Origin of the sequence: Arthrobacter gandavensis (assembly GCF_015355785.1) — a bacterium.
In the GTDB taxonomy this organism is placed as follows: domain Bacteria; phylum Actinomycetota; class Actinomycetes; order Actinomycetales; family Micrococcaceae; genus Arthrobacter_B; species Arthrobacter_B gandavensis_A.
Map to the genome: position 1 here is coordinate 686,984 of NZ_JADKYW010000005.1, position 17,842 is coordinate 704,825.

Consider the following 17,842-nt stretch of genomic DNA (forward strand, 5'->3'; position numbering starts at 1 on the left):
TCCGGCCGCCATCAGCCACGTTCCGCCAGGCTGACTGGCGGCGGTCCTGCCCGAGCCTCGGCTGCTGCAGGCCAGGGCAGCAGCCCGGCTGCGGTATGCACGCTGACGGTCACCGTTCGTGATTGGAGATCCGGCACGCACTGCACCATCTGCCCTCTGTTCCGTTCCGCGACCGCAGCGGCCAGCGTGCAGGGGTCCGCACTGCGAAGCCCCCGCAGTGCATCCGCCCCGGCGAGCGCGGCCAGGTTCGCCGCTGTACCTGCCCTGGCTCCGGAAACTACTGCGGAGGCCAGAAGCACCGCGGCCACGGCGAGCGTGATCACCCCCAGCACAATGCCGAGCATAAGGACCGTTCCAGACCCGGTATCGCCGTCCACCGAGGCCCGGCAGTGGCCGCGGTTCATCATTTTTCCTCCCGCGGAGCCGAAGCCTCAGCAGCGAGGGTGATGGGCAGCAGGTCCAGCAGCGGAGCCCGGAGCGAGGATTCAACGCGGACGTGTATCCAGGACCCGTTCTCCGACACCTCCATCGCTGCACCATCACCCGCAAGGCGTGTGACGGCTCCCGCTGCCTCGCTGATGTCCCCGCGCATGACCAGCCTGGCTGCAGCACCTGCTGCTTCTTCCAGCCGCAACTGGGTCAAGCCGGCCGCGGCTCCGGACAGCAGCGCTGCCAGGAGAATCGCCACGGCCGGCATGGCGACTGCGAGTTCCGCGGTGACTGCGCCCTCATCGGCTGCCTGTCGGTGGGCCGGCTTCACCCGAAACTGAGCGCCGCACGGATAAGGGACATCAGCAGTTCGCGAACATCGCCGCTGCTAAGCACTGCAACCAGCAGTGCAGCAAAAGCTACGGCGGCGAGGGTAGCGATGGCATACTCTGCCGTGGCCATCCCCGCTTCCTTGTCCTCAGCCTCCGTTGTGTGTCTCCTCCTGTCCGGGAATGGGTAAATACGGGCCAGGGGCATCGATTCGCCCGGCGTGCCGGGAAGCCCGGTGGGCCCGGAGACGGCGGCGCGTGCGTCACCTCCGGACGGGTGACGGGCACCAGCGGGTGCGTTACGGGCACCGCTGCCGGCACCGCCGACACCGCTGGCACCTGTCGGTGCAGCCGCACGGCGGGGCTCGGGGGCTGCTGTCGGTTCGAGCTGTATGGATGACATTCTGTGACTCCTCGATTGAGTGGATTACGCCGCGGACCGGCGGCCTGTGGCATGAACCGAGTCTTGCCCGCAGAGGGAACCGGGGAGGCCAAAGAGGCCTTACCTAGGGAAAACAGCTCTCAGCCACGCCCTTGTGGAGGAACACCCGGTCCTTGGGCCGCGTGCTCCTCCACGAGCCCGGACACAGGCACAGGGCTGGGGATTGGAGGCTAGAACTCCGGCAACAGCGCAAGCAGGAGCGGGACCACCGTGACGCATAGGAAAGCCGGCAGAGAGCACAAGCCCAGCGGCAAGACCAGCTGAATTCCAAGTGCCGCGGCCCGCCGCTCCGCATCCCGGGCCCGGCGGCGGCGGATCTGGGAGGCCTGGGCGTGGAGCACCTCGGCGGAGGGCGCGCCGCTGGACGCAGCAAAGGCAAGGGCGTCCCTGAGGATTGCGGCCGCGGGCGCTGCTTCCCGGGCCTCCCGTCCGTCCACCCTGGTTCCCAGCTCCCAGGCCTGTTCCCAACCGGCCCCCAGCTCCAGCGCCGTCACTACCCGGCGAAGGACCACCCCGAGCGGAGGGTCGGAGGTTTCAGCAAGCACCAGCAGCACGGTACCCAGCGGCCGCCCCGCAGAAAACATGGCCGCAGAAAGGTCCAGCATGAGCGCCGGATCCCGAATGCCGGGAGCAGCGGCAAGGGTAGCCGCGGCACCGGACGACTTCCCGGCGCCCAGTGCTGCAGCGCGTCCGGCCTCGCCGGTTGCATCAGTTGACCCTTCCTCCGAAGCAACTCCGCTCGACCTGACGGGACTTATCCACAGGACTACTGCCGCGAGGCAGAGCAGAAGGCCCACTGCAAGGCCCGTCATGTCCCGGTCCGGAACGTCACCTGGCCCCCTCCCCCGGCGGCACCGCACGCCGCATTAGCCGCCTGGACCAGAACCGTGCAGCCAGGCCGAGCACCGCACCCGATCCGGCCGCGGCCCATCCGAGCGGGCTCTGGGCGAGGACAGCCAGCGGATTGGTTCCCAACAGGAATCCAAGCCCCAGCCCGGCCACGGGGAGCCAGGTGAGCAGCCGGACGGTGGCCTGCGGTCCGGAAAGTGCAGATGCCCGGGCAGCGCGGGAATCCAGGATTGCTTCAAGGCCCTGCGCGTAGCGTCCCAGGATGCCTGCCAGCGGCGCTCCGCTGCGCTCAGAGGCCTGTACACACGCCGCCAGGTCGCTCCACAGCACCGCACGCAGCCCGGAGGTTCCCTGCGCAGCCTGGCGCAGCACAGGAACGGGGCTCATCCCGAGCAGGGCTGCACGGGCAGCACGGTCCAGGGTTGGTGATAGATGGTTCCCGGGAAGTGAGTCCTCTGCATCCCGATGCAGCCGGGCTGCATCAGCCCAGAGCTGGCCCGGCGTCCGGCCCGCTTCAAGAAGACCGGCCAACTGGTGGACCAGCAGTGGCAACCGGTGCAGTTCGTCCTCGGCGGAGCTTCTCTTCCGTCTGGCCCGCTGCTGCACGGAACGGCGCGGGCTCCGGGGCGGGGGATCTGAGCCGGCCCCGAGCACAAACTGGTTCCGCTGCGTGAATTCCCATACCTTGTGGTCCGGGCTCTTGAGCATCAGCAGCCAGGCCGCTGCCAGCAGGCCGGTCACCCACAGGCCCGTCACGCCCGCCTCCGGGCGATCGGTAGCCGGACAGGCAACCGGCACGGGACAGCGGACAGCTCCCGGACAGCTGCCGTCACCATGCCGTCTTCGCGGTTAGCCGTGCCTGCAGCTTTTTCCAGCCCGGCCCGAATTCCGGAACGCCGGGACGGCAATCAAGCGCCGTGAGTGCAACCAGGGCACCGTCGCCGGCTCGGTCCAGGACCGCGATCTCTGCAACGCGGCGACCCTCGGTGTCTCTTTCCAAGTGGATCAAAGCGTCCAGCGCCCCGGCAGCCTGCAGCGTGAGGGCCCGGGCGTTCAGCCCGGCGAGCGCACCAAGGGCAGCAAGCCGGGCGGGCACGGTTGACGCGGCGCTTGCGTGAATCGTTCCGCCGGCGCCGTCGTGGCCCGTATTCATTGCCGCGAGGAGTTCCCGCACTTCCGCCCCGCGGCATTCCCCGACGATCAACCGGTCAGGCCGCATGCGCATGGCCTGACGAAGCAGGTCGGCGAGGTCCACTGATCCGGCGCGCTCAATGTTGGTGTGCCGGGCCTGCAGCCCTATGACGTGGGGGTGCCCGGGCATTAGCTCGGCGGCATCCTCGATCAGCACCAGGCGTTCATGCGGCGGGCAGAGGGACAGCAGGCCCGAGAGCAGTGTGGTTTTGCCGGTGCCGGTGGCACCGCTGATGAGGAAATTCAGCCTGGAGGCTACAACGCTCCGCAATATTCGCGCACACTCTGCGCCCATCATGCCCGCGGCCTGGAGTTCTTCCAGGCTGAAATTGTCTGCTGCCCGAACCCGGATCGACAGCAGGGTGGAACCGGTGGAGACCGGCGGCAGCACTGCGTGCACGCGGCACCCCCGAAGCTGTACATCCGCGCAGGGCGATGAATCATCCAGGCGCCGCCCACCGGCGGCGATCAGCCGCACAGCCAGCCCCTGCAGCTCGGCCTCGGAGGAGAAGGAGACTTCGGTCCGTGAGAGGCCGGCTCCGGTGTCTATCCATACCTCCCGCGGCCCATTGACCAGGATGTCTGTCAGGCCCGGTATTCGAAGAAGTCCCTGCAGCGGACCGAGGCCCTGCAGCTCCGCATGAACCCGGTCAACGGCACGCAGGCCGCCGTCCGATCCCAGCAGGCGGCCGCTGGCATGAACCGCCGCTGCCAGCCGCGCACCTGTGACGGGGACGTCGCCGGCCAGGACGTCCTCCCGGATTTGGTTGACCAGTCCGGCATAGGCTTGCGGATCAGCTGCCCGCTGCGCCGGGCGCCGGGCCCGCCGCCCCGCTCCGTTCATGCATCCCGCCCCGGGGTGGACCCTGCGGCTGCCAGGATACCGCCGACTGCCCGGCGGAGCCGTCTGCGCCGGGCATCCAGCAGGCGTCCGTCATCGGAGGCTGACGCCAGGCCGCGCATCCACGGCAGGTAACCGGCCAGTTCCATCCCGAGCAGCCCGGCTATCCGAGCCTCATCCATGCCTTCCTGGAGCGGGCCCCGGACGACGGCGAATGCAGGCGGCGCTCCGGAGCCCAGGCTGTTCCACCAGGACTTGGCAGCGAGCAGGCGGGCCGTTCCTCCTCCGACGACCGCCAACAGTGCATCGCACTGTTCCAGCGCCCTCGAAGTCCGCGGAGGACAGCTGCCCAGGTCCAGGATGGTCAGTTCAAAAGCTGCCCGGGCCGCGTGCAGGACCGCAGGCTGGACCTCGTCTTCCAGGCCTTCCGGCGCGGGTTCACCGGCGGCGTTCCCAAGCACCGCAAAGCGCCCCGCCTCCGGGAGGGCAGCCGCCAGCTGGGCCGGATTGACCGTTCCCTCAACACCGGCAAGGTCCTGCCAGCGCAGTCCGCTCGCATCCGCTGCGCCCACACGGTATTCGAGCCCTCCCCCGCCGGTGCCCGTTTCAGCGAGCAGTACCTGCAGCCCGGACTCAGCCGCTTCCCTGGCCAGCAGGCAAGCCAGAGTTGAACCGCCGGCACCGCCGCACGCCCCCGCCACGCCGAGGATCCGGCCGGTGGGAGAGTTGCGGCGGGCGAGGTGCTCCGCCAGCCAGGCCGCTGCTTGGGGCAGCACTGCCACGCCATCCACGCCGTGGCGGGCGGACTGCTGCCATGGCTCGTCGGCGTCGAAACCAACACAGATGGTTTCCATTCCGCCAAAACCTCCCAGCGCACGTCCGCCGCGTTCCAGGGCGTGGGGGTCCACCAGCAGGATTCCGGGCGAAAGCGTCAGTGCCCCGGAAACGGTCTCCGCCGTGGCGAGGGCAATGCCGGCCGCGACGGCGATGCGCGCGATTTCGTCCTGGAGCTCCTGGTTCTTGGGAATCACCAGCACGGCGTCTCCTCCGCCGGGTTGGCCGAAGTGTGCCCGTTCCGGGTGGACCTGCCTGGCCCGCGGGGTCCAGGAGAGAGTTTCCGTCATGGGTCCAGCTTCTCGGTCATGCCCCGCCCCCGGACCATGAGAACTGGGACTGGGGACTAAAAGGCCCCTGCGCTCAGGGGCTGGCGTCCTGTGGAGGACAAGCCGTCCGGTCCGGCTCCCCGTGCCGTCTGCGGATGTCCCCGGGACAAGGAAGAATGAAGGGCATGCACCTCGTCCTGGCCCCCGCTCCCGGAAGCGCCGACGCCTGGGTCCTGCAGCCGGCTGATGCCGCCGGGGCACCCACCGCACCGGGCGCCGTCGTACCCGGAGCCGAGCTGGCGCACGCTGTGGCGCAGGCGGAACAGCGGCCGGTCCGCTGGGTCTGGGACCGCAGCCGGGAGACATACGGCAGGCTTCTGGCCGCCGGGAGCAGCGTCGAACGCAGCCATGACCTCAGCCTGTGCCGGGAGATCCTCCGCAACTCGGAATACGCCGCGGAAACGCCCTACATCAAGGAACTGCGGGCCCGCCGTCCGGAGGACGAACCCGATTTGGCACCCCGGCAGCTGCTGCCGGCAGCCCCGGCACCGGACCAGGGATCGCTGTTCGAGGGGCTCGACGGCGCCGGGAACCTCGATCCCCGCTCACGGCAGCATACCCGCACGGTGGAGGAACTAACCGAAGAGCTCCAGGACCAGCTCGCCGCCGTCGCCGGAAGCCCCGAAAGGCGCCGGCTCACCCTGCTGCTCGCCGCCGAATCCGCCGGCGGACTGGTTGCTGCCGAAATGGAACACGCGGGCATTCCCTGGCGCCGGGACCTGCACGAAGCCATGCTGGAAGAGCAGCTCGGGCCACGCCCGCCGGAAGGCCAGCGTCCGGTGAAACTGGAAGCCGCAGTTGCCGAGCTGCGGGCAAAGCTGGGCAATCCGTCCTTCAACCCCGACTCGCCGCAGGAACTCCTGCGCGCCCTTCACCGCGTCGGCATTGAGGTGCGGACCACCCGCACCTGGGAACTTGAGCAGCAGGACCACCCCGCGATCGAACCGCTGCTGCGCTATAAAAAGCTTGCCCGGCTCCTCTCAGCCAGCGGCTGGAGCTGGCTGGATGACTGGGTGGAGAACGGACGGTTCCGCACCGAGTACGTGGTGGGCGGCGTCGTGTCCGGGCGCTGGTCCTCCCGCGGCGGAGGCGCCCTGCAGATCCCCAAGTCCGTGCGCGATGCAGTGCGGGCGGATCGCGGGCATAAGCTCCTCGTCGCCGACGCCGCCCAGCTGGAACCCCGGGTCCTCGCTGCCCTGGGACAGGATTCGGTCCTTGCTGCAGCTGCCCGCGGCAAGGACCTGTACCAGGGCATTGCAGACCAGGGCTTCAATGGCGACCGGTCACTGGCCAAAATGGCCATGCTCGGAGCCATGTACGGGGCGACCAGCGGTGAGGCGGGCCGGCTGATGCCCGTCCTGACCCGGAACTATCCCCGCGCAATCGCCGTCGTGGAACGCGCTGCACGTGCCGGCGAAGCCGGCGGAACGGTTTCCAGCCGGCTGGGCCGCAGCACTCCCCCGGCCTCCGAACGGTGGCTTGCCTCGCAGCGGACCGCGTCAGCGGAGGAACAGCGCCGTGCGGATAACCTGGCCCGTTCCCGGGGCCGTTTCACGCGGAACTTCGTGGTCCAGGGCACAGCGGCCGAGTGGGCTACCTGCTGGCTGGCGGGAATACGACGGCGGCTGCGGGCGGCGTCGGGAGCCTCACCGGCAGGACGGCTCGTGTTCTTCCTGCATGACGAAGTGATGCTTGAGGTTCCGGCCGGGCGTGTCCGGGAGGCAGAGGTGATCGTCACCGAAGCCGCGGCGGAGGCGACAGAGTTGCTCTTCGGAAAGATCCCGCTCGAGTTCCCGGTGGTGTGTGCCGCCGTCGACTCCTACGCAGAGGCGAAGTAGGGCTCAGCCGGCCCGGCTGGCTGCCGCGCCGGCAGCAAAGGGCGCAGGACGCTGGGGGGAACCGGGAGCCGGGAACCAGCGCACCGCCAGCAGCGCGTAGGCCAGTACGATGGCGATGGATACCGGGAGGTGGGCCAGCGGCATGTCGACGGCGTTCGGGTCCGCCAGCCCCACCGCTCCCATCGCCAGCACCACCAGGTTATTCACCACGTGCAGGGCAATGGCCGCTTCCAGTCCGCCCGTGCGCCACGTCAGCCAGCCTGCTGCCACGGCGAAGACGGCGACGTCGATCTGGCCCGCCAGCCCGTAGCCGTGGCCGAGCACGAACAACGGCACCGGGAGAAGGATCGCAAATGCCGGATGGCGTAGCCAGGACCCAATGACCTGCATGAGCAGCCCCCGGAAAACGTATTCCTCCGCGGCGGCCTGGAACGGGACCAGCGCCGCGGCGACCAGGAGCATGACCCACCATCCCCCGGCTCCGCTGCCGGATGACTCGCCCGAGGGCTCAGCGGGCAATAGCAGCGTAAGGGCGCTGCCGGCCAGGAGGAGCCCGGTGGCCAGCCCCAGCAGCTTGGGAAAGAGCTGCCAGCGCAGCCGGCCGGCAACCGACGAAAGCGTCCCGGCGCTCCGCCGGCCACCCCACCGCACGCCAAGCGCTGCCGCAGGCCAGAGTAGGCACACCGTTCCCAGCAGGAACGCCAGCTGCCCCGGGTCGCGTAGGTCTGTCCCCGACGAAACGGCACTCTCTACGGTGGCGGCAACGGATGGAACGAAAAGCCCAAGGATGACAAGGAACACGATGGAAGCCAGGACCAGGACGCAGTAGATTCCGGCGGCACAGAGCAGGGTGAGCACCGGGCGCCACCACCGGTGGTCCGGCCTGGAACGGGCGAGCCGGTGGAAGGCAGTCCCGTCGAGTGCTGCCGTGGCTGGGATGTGGAGTGAGGAAGGGAAGACCATGTTCCCAGCATCCTTGCCGCCGGCCCGGTCCCGCATCCGTCCTGCGGCCCTTTCAGGCTCCCTCCTCCGGCACCCCGAAGCTCATGCTTTCGGCCAATTGCCGGGGAGAAGCGGCCCTCACTAGGATCGATTGAATGCATCCGATGCCTTACCGCCCCAGCGTCCTCCGGACCACGGGACTGACCCTCGGCGCGGCGGCGGCCGGAATCGTCGCCTTCCTGGTGGTGCAGGGCAGCCTGCTTCCCGCTGAGGGTTCGCAGCCGCCACCGGGTTTCCTGGCACTGATGGTGCTGGACCTGCTGCTGGGCCTCGCCGCCGTCGGGCTCCTGCCGCTGGCGCTTCGGAGGGCGCCGCTGGCCGCCGGCCTGCCGATCATCGTCCTCTCTTCACTCTCCTCACTGGCATTCATCCCGGCCTGCATGGCGTTGATCGGTATTGCCGCCCTGCGCCGGCCGCGCGCGCTGGGCGCCGCGGCAGCCGCCTACGCTGCCGCCGTCGCGGTGGACCTGGCCGTGCATCCGGACGGGGACCTGCCCTGGTGGGCCGTTCCGACGGCAGCCGGCCTGCTGCTTGCGGTCCTAGTTCTGGTGGGCCTCAACCGTGGTGCCCGGCGGCAGCTCATCCGCTCCCTGCAGCATGAGGCACAGAGCGCGCACCGCGAACAGGAAGCGCGGATGTCCGCAGCGCGGCTGGCTGAACGCACCCGCATCGCCCGGGAAATGCATGACACGCTCTCCCACCGGCTGAGCCTGATCTCCATGCATGCCGGCGCCCTCGAGTACCGCTCCGATCTGGACCGGGACACCATCCGGGCCACCGCGGCGGTCCTGCGTGAGACCGCGCAGACAGCTGCGGGTGAACTGCGCACCGTCCTGTCCGTGCTGCGGGAAGATCCGGCGGAGACCACCCCCCAGCCTGCACTGGACTCGATTCCGGGCCTGGTGTCTTCCGCACGGACTGCCGGCAGCGACGTTACGCTGCAGATGGAGCCGCCGCTCCAGGGCGAGGCTGCAGCGTCCCTGCCGGACGCAACCTCCCGCCATCTGTACCGGATTGTGCAGGAAGGGCTCACCAATGCGCAGAAGCACGCTCCGCACCAGCCCATCCAGGTTTCCCTCACCGGAGCGCCCGGACGAGGCATCACTGTGGCGGTCAGCAACCCCCTGCCGGCCGGCGCAGCAGCTCCGGATGCCGGCGGGCTTGGCCTGGTCGGCCTGGCTGAACGGGCCCGGCTCGCGGGCGGATCCTTTGAAACCGGCGTCCGCGGAGACGTCTACGCGACGACTGTGAAGGTGCCCTGGTGAATTCGGTACGGGTCCTGCTGACCGACGACGAGCCGCTCATCCGGGCGGGGCTGCGGCTCATCCTTGACGGCGCACCGGACATCGAGATCGTGGGCGAGGCTGCGGACGGTGAGGCCGCTGTCCGGCTCGCGGGACTGCTGCACCCGGATGTGGTTCTCATGGACATCCGGATGCCGGTCCTGAGCGGCATCGGCGCCACAGAACGCATCACAGCGATGTCTGCCCCGCCCCGGATCATAGTCCTGACTTCGTTCGATACGGACGACTTCATTCTGTCGGCCCTGCGCGCCGGTGCCAGCGGGTTCCTCCTCAAGGACACTGCACCGGAAGCCCTGGTATCCGCCGTCCGGGATGCTGCGCAAGATTCACTGCAGTTCTCCCCCGCCGCTGAAGCGCATTGTCGCCGCCGCGGCGGCGGTCCCGCCGCCCTCCGTCCGGATACCGGACACCCGGCTGGAAGTTCTCAGCGAGCGGGAGCGGGAGGTCGCGGAGGCCGTGGCCCGCGGGCTGACGAATACGGAGATCAGCACCGAACTGTTCGTCAGCGTCGCCACGGTGAAGACCCACATCGCCAACGCCTTCACCAAGCTGGACGTGACCAACCGGGTCCAGCTGGCCGTCACCGTCCTGGAGTCGCTGCGGAGCGCCGAGGCGACGTAGCTACAGGGGCGGAACCATTTCCCGGGTCTCATCCCAAGGCAGCGTCCAGCCCAGCTGGTTGAACACTTCATCCAGGAGCAGGGCGGTGAAGCCCCACACCACCACCCCGTTGACCAGGAACGCCGGCCCCCGGTGTTCCTGCCCGGGGCGGCCCAGCACGGTGGTCCGGCGGTTGACCGGGTTCAGCAGGTCCGCCACGGGCACCCGGAATACCGACGCCGATTCGGCCTCATCGACCACGTCCACCGGGGTAGGTTTGTCCCACCAGCCCAGGACCGGCGTCACCAGGAAGTTGCTCACCGGCAGCCCAACCTCCGGCAGCGTGCCCAGCACCCGCACGCCGCTCGGGTCCAGGCCGGTTTCCTCGTTCGCCTCACGCAGCGCCGCTGCCACCGCATCGGCGTCAGAGGGGTCCACCCCGCCGCCCGGGAAAGCCACCTGTCCCGGGTGGTCGTTCAGGGTGGAGGCGCGCTCCACGAACAATACGTCCAGGTCATCCGGAACGGCATCCGCGTGGAACCGTGCCGGGTGGTCATCGAGCACGCCGAAGAGGATCAGCACGGCCGCTTCACGGGCCACGGCGGGATCCACCGCGCGGGTCAGGAAACGCAGGTCCCGCCCGTAGTTTCCGCCCCCGCCGCTGACCACGCTGCCAAAGGCTTCCAGCTGAGCCCGGGCGCTCATGCTTCGAGCCCGTAGCCGGCGGCGCGCAGCTGGGCTCTGGTTTCGGAAGCCATCATCCGGGCAAGCAGGTCCTCGCGTCCGGGGGCCAGTTCATATTTGAGCAATTTGCGGGCCTTGTCCGGGTCCGTTTCGCCTTCACCGTAGGAGGGGCACAGCTGCGCGACGGCACACGCACCGCAGGCGGGCTTCTTGGCATGGCAGACCCGGCGGCCGTGGAAGACCACGCGGTTGGACAGCGGCGTCCAGTCCTTGGGTTCGACGAGCTCCGCCACGTCCTGCTCCACCTTCACCGGGTCTTTCGAGTCCGTCCAGCCGAACCGCCGGGACAGGCGCAGGAAGTGGGTGTCCACCGTGATGCCCGGAACTCCAAAGGCATTGCCCAGCACCACGTTGGCGGTCTTGCGGCCTACCCCGGCCAATTTCACCAGTTCTTCAAGCTTGTTCGGCACTTCACCGTCGTAGTCGTCGACGATCTGGGTGGCCAGCTTCTTGATCGCGGCCGATTTGGCCCGGAAGAAACCGGTGGGCCGGATCAGTTCCTGCAGCTCCTCTGCGTTCGCTTCCGCGAGCGAGCGGGCGTCCGGGTATCGGGCGAACAGGACCGGGGTGACGGCGTTGACGCGTACATCCGTGGTCTGGGCGGAGAGCACCGTTGCAATCAGCAGCTCGAAGGCGTTCGTGAAGTCCAGCTCGGCCACCGCATAGGGGTACAGCTCCCCGAGCAGGCGGTTGATCTTGCGGGCGCGGCGCTTCGTGGCCAGCGCGGAGGCGTCGTTGCCGGTGGGCATGTGGCGTAGTTTCCTTCGCAGTTCAACGATGCCCCGGCACTCCCGGAAGAATCCGGGGTGCCGGGGCATCGGTGGTGGTTGCCTTAGTGTCCTGAGCTGTCGTCGCTGACACGTTCGATGTTGGTCAGGTCGCGCAGCACGCCAATCCGGCCGGTGCGCTTGTCCTGCACCAGGAACTCGTGGCCGCGGTCTTCCAGGCCAAGTTCCCAGTCTCCCGGGTAGAACATGAACAGCGGCAGGCCGGTGCGTTCGTCGACAATCTGGCGCGGCGTGCCAACGGCGAACCAGAAAGCCTCCACCACGTTTTCGTTCTCTTCGCGGGTCGCCGAGATTGATTCCTGGGCCTGGGTGTTCGACGCCGCCGCACCGCCCTGGACGGCAGGATTCACCGTGGTGGCGGGCAGCGGATCTTCTCCGGCCGGGATGTCCCGGCCGCGTCCGGCGCTGTTCCCGCCGGACGTTCCGGCTGCTCCGGGGGCTGAGGCTGCTGCAGCCGTTCCTGCCGCTGCCGACCCGGCCGCGGCCGCAGCACCCTGGCCAGCACCGGCCTGGCTGGCTCCTGCCTGGCCGGCACCGGCCTGACCGGCAGCGCCCGTGCTCGCAGCACCCTGGCTGGCTCCGGCCTGGCCGGATTCGTGTCGGGTGCCGGTCCCGGCGGAACGGGCTTCTGCCGCGCCGGACCCGGCTTCCGGGCGGCCTGTGGCGGCGTGCTGCTGGGCCTGGACCTGCCCGGATTGGGGTGCGCCGGGACCTGTTGCGGCTGGCTGTCCGAACGTACCGGGGTGCCCGGCGCCATCGGCCGCTGCGGGCTTGGGGGCGGGTGCCGGCCTCGGAGCGCGGACAAGCGGCTTGGCCTCCCGCGCAACCGGGTGCGCCGGAGTCTCCGGGCGTTCGCTGAACTCAGCTGCGAACGGCGGGATGTAGGGCGCGAACGTGGTCGCGGCGAGCAGCGCCACGGCGCCCAGTAGTCCCAGCAGGGAGCCGACGCTGAATACGTAGACAATCTGCAGGAAGAAGAAAACGGCGGCCAGGACCGCTATGACGGAGGCAAACTGGTCCAGTGAGAGGGAGCCAACGCGCAGGCGCGTGGACGGCGCCAGCCGGCGGGCGGTGAAGAGCCCGGCTACCACCAGCGGCATGATGATGCCGATACCAACGTAGAAAAGGCTGAAGGCGGTCCACAGGTTCCGTCCGCTGCCAACGGTGAACGGCAGGACGCTGCCCACCAGCATCACCAGAACGGCGGATCCCACCACAATGTCGCGCAGGCCGAACGGCCCCGCGACAGCACGAAGCCCGGTTGCCGGTTCGGCGCCGGGCCGGGGGCCGGGGGCTTCCGCAGCGGGGTGTTCCTCGTGTTCAACGTGGGGCTGGTTCATTCTGGTCTCCGTTCCGAGAGCATCCAACCGGAAGGCGGGTGCGCCGACCGTGCTCTGGCACCGCCACAGCGGTGCCGCAAGCGGTTTGCTTTCAATGACAGCCTAGTCAACGCCAGCAGGTCAGACTACCGGTTCACGCCTGCGCAGGGGCAGCGGGTCGACCGTTTATCGCATAATTACCCCGTTTCACGGAGGTGCTTGTGACCGGCACCACACCTTGGCCGTGTCCGCGCTAGGGTAAGGGCAGACACTACCAACAGCCCCGCCGGCCGGGCAGGCGCCCGGCCCCGGCGCCGGGTCCAAGCCAACGGAAAGGGTCCGAGATGACTGAACAGCCTCCGGTCAAGCAGCACGGTGACGCATTGGAGAACCTCTATCACGAAAGCCGCAGCTTTCCGCCCAGCGCGGAATTCGCGGCCGCGGCGGCAGCGCAGCCCGGGCTTTATGACGAGGCCGCTGCGTCCGGCCCGGAGTTCTGGGCCAAGCAGGCGCGGGAGCTGCTGAGCTGGGATGAGGATTTCTCCCAGACCCTGGACTGGACGGATGCACCCTTCGCCAAGTGGTTCGTCGGGGGAAGGCTGAACGCCTCCTATAACGCCCTTGACCGGCACGTCGAAGAAGGACGCGGAGACCGCGTAGCCATCTACTTTGAGGGCGAGCCCGGGGATACCCGCACCTACACCTATGCCCAGCTCACCGAAGAGGTGAAAAAGGCCGCGAATGCTTTTGAAGCGCTCGGGGTTTCCAAAGGCGACCGCGTGGCCGTGTACCTGCCCATGATTCCCGAGGCCGTGATCACCATGCTGGCCTGTGCGCGCATCGGTGCCGTGCATTCAGTGGTTTTCGGCGGCTTCTCCGCTGACGCCCTGCGCAGCCGCATTGACGACGCCGAGGCCAAGCTGGTCGTCACCGCCGACGGCTCCTACCGGCGCGGAAAGCCGAGCCTGCTCAAGCCTGCCGTTGATGAGTCCCTGGTGAGGGAAGGGCACACCGTCACCAACGTCGTCGTGGTTAAGCGCAACGGCGAGCCGGTTGAGTGGACCGGGGGACGCGATGTCTGGTGGGACGACGTCGTTGGTTCAGCGAGCGCAGAGCACACCGCCGTGCCGCACGACTCCGAGCACCCGCTGTTCATCCTGTACACCTCCGGCACCACGGGCAAGCCCAAGGGCATCCTGCACACCACCGGCGGTTATCTGGCCCAGACGGCCTTCACCCACCGGGCAACCTTTGACCTCAAACCGGAGACGGACGTGTACTGGTGCACCGCCGACGTCGGCTGGGTAACCGGCCACAGTTACGTCACCTACGCACCGCTGGTGAACGGCGCCACGCAGCTGATGTACGAGGGAACTCCGGACACTCCGCACCAGGGACGCTGGTGGGAACTGGTGGAGAAGTACAAGGTTTCAATCCTCTACACCGCCCCGACGGCGATCCGCACCTGCATGAAGTGGGGACGGGACATTCCCGGCAAGTTCAACCTTGACTCCATCCGGGTCCTGGGCACGGTGGGCGAGCCCATCAACCCCGAAGCCTGGATGTGGTACCGCACGGTGATCGGCGGCAACGGCGGCAAGAAGGAAATCCCCGCCCCGATCGTGGACACCTGGTGGCAGACGGAGACCGGAGCCCACATGATCGCCCCGATGCCCGGAGTCACGGCCACCAAGCCCGGTTCTGCCCAGGTTCCGGTGCCCGGCATTTCCGTGGATGTCGTGGATGAAATGGGCGAACCGGTACCCAACGGGTCCGGCGGCTTCCTGGTGGTCAAGGAGCCCTGGCCTTCCATGCTGCGCGGCATCTGGGGAGATCCGCAGCGGTTCAAGGACACCTACTGGTCCCGTTTCGACAACATGTACTTCGCCGGAGACGGCGCCAAGAAGGACGAGGACGGGGACATCTGGCTGCTGGGCCGCGTGGATGACGTGATGAACGTATCCGGGCACCGGCTTTCCACCACGGAAATCGAATCCGCGCTGGTCAGCCATCCCTCGGTGGCCGAAGCGGCAGTGGTCGGCGCCACGGATGAGACCACCGGCGAAGCGGTGGTTGCCTTCGTGATCCTGCGCGGCAGCGCCAAGGACGACGACGACATCGTCACCACGCTGCGCAACCACGTGGGCAAGGAGATCGGTCCGATTGCCAAGCCGAAGCACATCCTGGTGGTTCCGGAGCTGCCGAAGACCCGTTCCGGCAAGATCATGCGCCGGCTCCTGAAGGATGTGGCGGAGGGACGCGAGCCCGGCGACTCGAGCACCCTGGCGGACAACACCGTTATGTCCCAGATCGCCGAATCCCTGCGCAAGTAGCGCCACACGAGATTACAGAAACTGCCCGTATCGCGCTTGATACGGGCAGTTTCTGTAATCTCGGGGGCGGAGAGCGGACTAGCCGACGACGGCGTCCACTTCCACCTCGATGTTGCCGCGGGTGGCATTGGAGTACGGGCACACCTGGTGTGCTTCCTGGACCAGCTTGTCCGCCATGGCCTGCTCAACGCCGGACATTTCAACGTGCAGCGCAACCGAGAGCTGGAAGCCGCCCTCCTCCGTAGGGTGGATGCTGACCTCGGAGGTGACGGCGCTGTCACTGATCTGTGCCTTGGCCCGGCGGGCGACCAGCTTCAGGGCGGAGTGGAAGCAGGCGGCGTAGCCGACGGCGAACAGCTGTTCCGGGTTCGTGGCCCCGCCTGCGCCGCCCATCTCGGCGGGAACGGCGAGGTCGACTTCGAGGAGTCCGTCACTGGTGCGGGCTTCTCCGTTCCGGCCGTCGCCGGTGGCCGTGGCAACTGCTGTGTAAATGGCGCTCATCGGGTTCTCCTTCGAGTTGGAACATGTGGCTGGCGAAGAGCGGGATTTTCCGCCGTTCTCCAAGTAGACTAACTAGTAAGTCTACTAATGGCCAGTTCTACGGACTGGCATCACAGGAGGTTCCAATGGCAGACCAGTCCGCCGGCAGCCGCCAGCCGGTCCGTGAGCGCATCCTCGATGCGGCCACGGATGCCTTTTACCGCGGTGGAATCCGCGCCGTCAGCGCAGATAAGATCATTGCCGCCGCCGCTACCACCAAGGTGACCTTCTACCGCCATTTCCCCACCAAGGACGATCTGGTGGCGGCGTACCTCGACCGGCAGTCTGCCTTGGTCCGAGAGGCTGCCGGGACGCTGCCCGCGGATCCCTGCGAGGCTCTTCGGACGCTGGCGCTGGCCATGGGCACCGAAGCCTGCCGGCCCGGATTCCGCGGCTGCCCGTTCATCAATGCCGCGGCTGAATACCCGGCCGCTGATCATCCGGTACGGGCCGCCGTCGCCCGCCACCGGGGCTGGTTCCGCGCCCTGGTAGCCGAACTCGCGGGACGGCTCGGCGCCGTCGATCCCGGGTTGGCCGCGGACCAGCTGATCATGCTGCGCGACGGCGCGATGGTCCACGGCTACGTCGCCGACCCCCAGACGGTGGGCGCCTCCCTGCTTCAGGCCGGTACCGCCGTCCTGAAGCAGCATCTTCCGGCAGGGCAGTGCTGACGCAGGCCCGGGGTGCCGGCGTCTGCCGCCGTTCACCGCCGCAGGGCTGCGCCCGGCGACCTAAATCGTGACGTTCGGCTCAGCAACTGGCCAAAGCCGCCGGCACCTAGCACAATCAGCACTTGTGTCTATTTCCTCCACAACGGTGAACCCCGCGCAGCGTTCCCGGATGGCCCGCAGGGTCGCCGGAGCATCATTCGTCGGGACAGCACTTGAATCCTATGACTTCTATGTTTTCGGCACTGCCGCCGCACTGATCCTGAACCGGGTGTTCTTCCCCGATGTTGATCCGCTGACCGGCACGCTCCTGGCGTTCCTCTCGCTGGGCATGGGCTTCGTCGCCCGGCCGCTGGGCGCGGTGCTGTTCGGCCACATCGGAGACCGCGTGGGCCGGAAAAAGTCCCTCATCTACACCATCGTCCTCATGGGCCTGGCCACTGGCGTCATCGGCCTGCTGCCGGATTACTCCACAATCGGTGTCTGGGCTCCGATCCTGCTGGTGGCCCTGCGGCTGCTGCAGGGCCTGGCTGTCGGCGGAGAATGGGGCGGTGCCGTCCTGATTGCCAGCGAGCACGCCGAACCGCGCAAGCGTGCCCTCTTCGCCGCCATCCCGCAGATCGGCTCCCCGGTTGGCACCATCATGGTTACGGCCACCTTCCTGATCCTCACCCAGGTCTCCCCGGAGGCAATGGAAGCCGGCGTCTGGCGGGTTCCGTTCCTCCTCGCGTTCCCCTTCATGGCCGTAGCCCTCTACCTGCGCCTGGCCATCGATGAGACCCCGGTCTTCAAGGACGTCGCCGAGCACAACCAGGTAGCCCGCATCCCGGTCCTGGAGGTGCTCCGCTCCCAGCCCGCCGCCGTCGTCATTGCCGTGGCCGCAGCCCTGCTGGGCATCGGCTCCTACTTCCTCATGACCACCTACACGCAGGCCTACGGCGTGGGTGTCCTGGGGCTGTCCGAATCCACGATGCTTAACGCCGCCCTGGTGGGCTCGGTCCTCCAGCTGGCCACCATCCCGGCTTTCGGCTGGCTGGCCACCAGGATCGGTTCGGCAAAGGTAGTCGCCGGGGGCGCGGCGGCTACAGCGCTGATTTCCTTCCCGCTGTACTACCTGATCAGCATCGCGGACCAGCCGCTGTACATCCTGACCATCCTGATTGGCGGCATCGCCCCGACCGCGGCCTGGGCAGCGCTGGGCGGACTGATGGCGGACCTGTTCCCGGCCCGGACCGGCTACACAGCCATGTCACTGGCCTACAGCTTCGCCGGCATCGCCGCAGGCTTCACGCCGGCTGTCACCCAGCTCTTCTCCGATGCCACCGGCGCCGCCTGGTGGCACCCCGGTGCGGTACTGGCCCTGATGTCCCTGATCACGATCGCCGGCTCCCTTGCGGCCGCCCGCCGGATCCGGGCACAGTCACAGACGGCGGACGCGGAGACGGTTGCGGCATAGTTGAAC

The 17,842-nt window shown here is 68.3% G+C and carries 18 protein-coding genes and 1 pseudogene; 7 read left to right on the forward strand and 12 right to left on the reverse strand.

The features are described 5' to 3' along the window. Window positions 1-11 precede the first annotated feature (11 nt). From ITX31_RS08300 to ssd, 7 genes are all read right to left on the reverse strand, one after another. Window positions 12-407 carry an Rv3654c family TadE-like protein gene (locus tag ITX31_RS08300; protein ID WP_194782940.1) on the reverse strand — a complete coding sequence of 132 codons (396 nt, stop codon included), beginning with the start codon at window positions 405-407 and terminating at the stop codon, window positions 12-14. Beyond that, window positions 404-760 (reverse strand): TadE family type IV pilus minor pilin, encoded by a 357-nt coding sequence (locus ITX31_RS08305; RefSeq protein WP_194782941.1) that lies wholly within the window; start codon window positions 758-760, stop codon window positions 404-406. Before ITX31_RS08305 ends, ITX31_RS08300 begins: the two co-directional genes overlap by 4 nt. Then, window positions 757-1,161 carry a DUF4244 domain-containing protein gene (locus ITX31_RS16075; RefSeq protein ID WP_323745619.1) on the reverse strand — a complete coding sequence of 135 codons (405 nt, stop codon included), beginning with the start codon at window positions 1,159-1,161 and terminating at the stop codon, window positions 757-759. The genes ITX31_RS08305 and ITX31_RS16075 overlap by 4 nt, the downstream gene beginning before the upstream one ends. A gap of 209 nt (window positions 1,162-1,370) precedes the next feature. Further along, entirely contained in the window at window positions 1,371-2,012 is a 642-nt protein-coding gene (locus ITX31_RS08315; protein ID WP_194782942.1) for a type II secretion system F family protein, read from the reverse strand. Between the two features lie 16 nt (window positions 2,013-2,028). Next, window positions 2,029-2,805 (reverse strand): type II secretion system F family protein, encoded by a 777-nt coding sequence (locus tag ITX31_RS08320; RefSeq protein ID WP_323745620.1) that lies wholly within the window; start codon window positions 2,803-2,805, stop codon window positions 2,029-2,031. Window positions 2,806-2,878: 73 nt separating this feature from the next. Then, window positions 2,879-4,084, reverse strand: coding sequence for a TadA family conjugal transfer-associated ATPase (locus ITX31_RS08325; protein WP_194782943.1), 1,206 nt, complete (start codon window positions 4,082-4,084; stop codon window positions 2,879-2,881). Beyond that, window positions 4,081-5,205: a septum site-determining protein Ssd gene (gene ssd, locus ITX31_RS08330; RefSeq protein ID WP_194782944.1), complete on the reverse strand. Its 1,125-nt coding sequence runs from the start codon at window positions 5,203-5,205 to the stop codon at window positions 4,081-4,083. The genes ITX31_RS08325 and ssd overlap by 4 nt, the downstream gene beginning before the upstream one ends. A 164-nt stretch (window positions 5,206-5,369) precedes the next feature. On the opposite strand from ssd, the gene ITX31_RS08335 reads away from it, so the two are divergent. Beyond that, complete coding sequence (locus ITX31_RS08335; protein WP_194783580.1) at window positions 5,370-7,082, forward strand: bifunctional 3'-5' exonuclease/DNA polymerase; 1,713 nt, start codon at window positions 5,370-5,372, stop codon at window positions 7,080-7,082. Window positions 7,083-7,085: 3 nt separating this feature from the next. Here ITX31_RS08335 and ITX31_RS08340 read toward each other — a convergent pair whose 3' ends face one another. Continuing rightward, the gene (locus ITX31_RS08340; RefSeq protein WP_194782945.1) at window positions 7,086-8,045 is read right to left on the reverse strand and encodes a CPBP family intramembrane glutamic endopeptidase; all 960 of its coding nucleotides are present in this window, start codon (window positions 8,043-8,045) and stop codon (window positions 7,086-7,088) included. 134 nt (window positions 8,046-8,179) lie between these two features. On the opposite strand from ITX31_RS08340, the gene ITX31_RS08345 reads away from it, so the two are divergent. The 3 genes and pseudogenes from ITX31_RS08345 (at window position 8,180) to ITX31_RS08355 (ending at window position 10,009) form a co-directional block, all read left to right on the forward strand. Beyond that, window positions 8,180-9,349, forward strand: coding sequence for a sensor histidine kinase (locus ITX31_RS08345; protein WP_194782946.1), 1,170 nt, complete (start codon window positions 8,180-8,182; stop codon window positions 9,347-9,349). After that, window positions 9,346-9,639 (forward strand): annotated as a pseudogene (locus ITX31_RS08350) (response regulator transcription factor); the annotation flags it as partial. The gene ITX31_RS08345 and the pseudogene ITX31_RS08350, both read left to right, overlap by 4 nt. A gap of 61 nt (window positions 9,640-9,700) precedes the next feature. Next, window positions 9,701-10,009 carry a response regulator transcription factor gene (locus ITX31_RS08355; RefSeq protein WP_194782947.1) on the forward strand — a complete coding sequence of 103 codons (309 nt, stop codon included), beginning with the start codon at window positions 9,701-9,703 and terminating at the stop codon, window positions 10,007-10,009. Here the strand turns inward: ITX31_RS08355 and ITX31_RS08360 are convergent, their stop codons facing one another. From ITX31_RS08360 to ITX31_RS08370, 3 genes are all read right to left on the reverse strand, one after another. Continuing rightward, window positions 10,010-10,693, reverse strand: a complete 684-nt coding sequence (locus ITX31_RS08360) for an NUDIX hydrolase (protein ID WP_194782948.1) — start codon at window positions 10,691-10,693, stop codon at window positions 10,010-10,012. Next, window positions 10,690-11,481, reverse strand: a complete 792-nt coding sequence (gene nth / locus ITX31_RS08365; protein WP_194782949.1) for an endonuclease III — start codon at window positions 11,479-11,481, stop codon at window positions 10,690-10,692. The genes ITX31_RS08360 and nth overlap by 4 nt, the downstream gene beginning before the upstream one ends. An 83-nt stretch (window positions 11,482-11,564) precedes the next feature. Continuing rightward, window positions 11,565-12,860 carry a hypothetical protein gene (locus tag ITX31_RS08370; RefSeq protein WP_194783649.1) on the reverse strand — a complete coding sequence of 432 codons (1,296 nt, stop codon included), beginning with the start codon at window positions 12,858-12,860 and terminating at the stop codon, window positions 11,565-11,567. A 323-nt stretch (window positions 12,861-13,183) separates the two neighbouring features. Here ITX31_RS08370 and acs point away from each other — a divergent pair, with 323 nt between their 5' ends. Beyond that, on the forward strand, window positions 13,184-15,172 hold the full coding sequence (acs, locus tag ITX31_RS08375) for an acetate--CoA ligase (protein WP_194782950.1): 1,989 nt from the start codon (window positions 13,184-13,186) through the stop codon (window positions 15,170-15,172). Between the two features lie 78 nt (window positions 15,173-15,250). Here acs and ITX31_RS08380 read toward each other — a convergent pair whose 3' ends face one another. Continuing rightward, entirely contained in the window at window positions 15,251-15,673 is a 423-nt protein-coding gene (locus tag ITX31_RS08380) for an organic hydroperoxide resistance protein (protein WP_194782951.1), read from the reverse strand. A 125-nt stretch (window positions 15,674-15,798) separates the two neighbouring features. Between ITX31_RS08380 and ITX31_RS08385 the strand changes: the two genes are divergently transcribed. Further along, the gene (locus tag ITX31_RS08385) at window positions 15,799-16,383 is read left to right on the forward strand and encodes a TetR/AcrR family transcriptional regulator (protein WP_194782952.1); all 585 of its coding nucleotides are present in this window, start codon (window positions 15,799-15,801) and stop codon (window positions 16,381-16,383) included. 124 nt (window positions 16,384-16,507) lie between these two features. Further along, window positions 16,508-17,836, forward strand: coding sequence for an MFS transporter (locus tag ITX31_RS08390; RefSeq protein WP_323745621.1), 1,329 nt, complete (start codon window positions 16,508-16,510; stop codon window positions 17,834-17,836). Window positions 17,837-17,842 lie beyond the last annotated feature (6 nt).

What these genes read in the sequence shown, in the direction of transcription:
- ITX31_RS08300 (WP_194782940.1), bottom strand. Translation starts at nt 407, where the DNA reads ATGATGAACCGCGGCCACTGCCGGGCCTCGGTGGACGGCGATACCGGG.
- ITX31_RS16075 (WP_323745619.1), bottom strand. Translation starts at nt 1,161, where the DNA reads ATGTCATCCATACAGCTCGAACCGACAGCAGCCCCCGAGCCCCGCCGT.
- ITX31_RS08315 (WP_194782942.1), bottom strand. Translation starts at nt 2,012, where the DNA reads ATGACGGGCCTTGCAGTGGGCCTTCTGCTCTGCCTCGCGGCAGTAGTC.
- ITX31_RS08325 (WP_194782943.1), bottom strand. Translation starts at nt 4,084, where the DNA reads ATGAACGGAGCGGGGCGGCGGGCCCGGCGCCCGGCGCAGCGGGCAGCT.
- ssd (WP_194782944.1), bottom strand. Translation starts at nt 5,205, where the DNA reads ATGACGGAAACTCTCTCCTGGACCCCGCGGGCCAGGCAGGTCCACCCG.
- ITX31_RS08335 (WP_194783580.1), top strand. Translation starts at nt 5,370, where the DNA reads ATGCACCTCGTCCTGGCCCCCGCTCCCGGAAGCGCCGACGCCTGGGTC.
- ITX31_RS08340 (WP_194782945.1), bottom strand. Translation starts at nt 8,045, where the DNA reads ATGGTCTTCCCTTCCTCACTCCACATCCCAGCCACGGCAGCACTCGAC.
- ITX31_RS08345 (WP_194782946.1), top strand. Translation starts at nt 8,180, where the DNA reads ATGCATCCGATGCCTTACCGCCCCAGCGTCCTCCGGACCACGGGACTG.
- ITX31_RS08355 (WP_194782947.1), top strand. Translation starts at nt 9,701, where the DNA reads ATGCTGCGCAAGATTCACTGCAGTTCTCCCCCGCCGCTGAAGCGCATT.
- ITX31_RS08360 (WP_194782948.1), bottom strand. Translation starts at nt 10,693, where the DNA reads ATGAGCGCCCGGGCTCAGCTGGAAGCCTTTGGCAGCGTGGTCAGCGGC.
- nth (WP_194782949.1), bottom strand. Translation starts at nt 11,481, where the DNA reads ATGCCCACCGGCAACGACGCCTCCGCGCTGGCCACGAAGCGCCGCGCC.
- ITX31_RS08370 (WP_194783649.1), bottom strand. Translation starts at nt 12,860, where the DNA reads ATGAACCAGCCCCACGTTGAACACGAGGAACACCCCGCTGCGGAAGCC.
- acs (WP_194782950.1), top strand. Translation starts at nt 13,184, where the DNA reads ATGACTGAACAGCCTCCGGTCAAGCAGCACGGTGACGCATTGGAGAAC.
- ITX31_RS08380 (WP_194782951.1), bottom strand. Translation starts at nt 15,673, where the DNA reads ATGAGCGCCATTTACACAGCAGTTGCCACGGCCACCGGCGACGGCCGG.
- ITX31_RS08385 (WP_194782952.1), top strand. Translation starts at nt 15,799, where the DNA reads ATGGCAGACCAGTCCGCCGGCAGCCGCCAGCCGGTCCGTGAGCGCATC.